Genomic DNA, 1,096 nt, shown 5'->3' with positions numbered 1-1,096 from the left:
TAGGGCGTGTATTTGGTTGTGATCAATCTGCGGGATCCGCCCTCGTTTCGGGGTCCGATCCGGTAGATCGTTTTGCGTGACGCGAGTGCAATTGACGGATGTGGAGTGGGAGTTCATCGAGCCCTACCTGCCGATCGGTGGGTTCGGCCCGTACCCCGAGCGGCTGCGGCAGCAGTTCGAGGGCGTGATCTGGCGGTTCCGGACGGGCGGGCAGTGGCGGGAGATGCCGGTGGAGTTCGGTGCCTGGTCGACAGTCCACAACCGCTTCCGGCAGTGGAGGGACGCCGGTGTCTTCGAAGCTCTGCTGGAGGGCATGATCGCGGAAGCCGCAAAGCGGGGCGAGGTGGACTTGTCCCTGGTCAGCGTGGACTCCACCACCGCGCGGGCTCACCACGACGCTGCCGGGATGCACCTCGACCAGGACGTCGTCACCGCCCTGGAGAAGGCCGCCGAGGAGGAGAAGGCCCGGCAAAAGGGGGCGGCTCGGAAGGAGACGGGCAGAGCCGCGCAGACGACCCCGAGAGGGAAGAACGACGGCGCATCCGGTGCCGGCGCAAGCTCCGGTTGAAGGCCGCCCTGCTCGGACGATCGAGGGGCGGGCAGACCAGCAAGGTCCACCTCGCCGCTGATCGCAGGTGCCGTCCGCTGGCGTTCGTGCTGACCGCGGGACAGGCCGCCGATAGCCCGCAGTTCATCCCCGTGCTCAAGAAGGTACGTATCCGCGGGCCCATCGGCCGTCCGCGTACCAGGCCTGACCGGGTCGCCGCGGACAAGGCCTACTCCTCCCGCGGCAACCGCGCTTACCTCCGCAAACGCCACATCAAAGCCGTCATCCCGGAGAAGAAGGACCAGGCCGCCAACCGGAAGAACAAGGGTGGCAGGGGCGGCCGGCCGGTCAGCCATGACGCAGAGGTCTACAAGGATCGCAACACCGTCGAGCGTCTGATCAACAAGCTGAAGGCCTGGCGAGGCATCGCCACCCGCTACGACAAGACCCCTGAGAGCTACATCGCCGGCCTCCACCTTCGTGGCGCGATGATTTGGATCAAAGACCTCACACGACCCACCCCTTGATCACAACCCAATACACGCCCTA

Annotated in this window: 1 pseudogene; it reads left to right on the top strand. The window is 66.1% G+C overall.

Features of this window, described 5'->3' with window-relative positions:
• The first annotated feature begins 76 nt into the window (after positions 1-76).
• Positions 77-1,074, top strand: a pseudogene (locus tag ACBJ32_RS59340) (IS5 family transposase).
• Positions 1,075-1,096: the final 22 nt, after the last annotated feature.

It is taken from the genome of Nonomuraea sp. GTA35 (assembly GCF_041950525.1).
In the GTDB taxonomy this organism is placed as follows: Bacteria; Actinomycetota; Actinomycetes; order Streptosporangiales; family Streptosporangiaceae; genus Nonomuraea.
The sequence above is the reverse complement of the archived record's forward strand: the minus strand, read 5'-3'. Positions and strand labels throughout refer to the sequence as shown.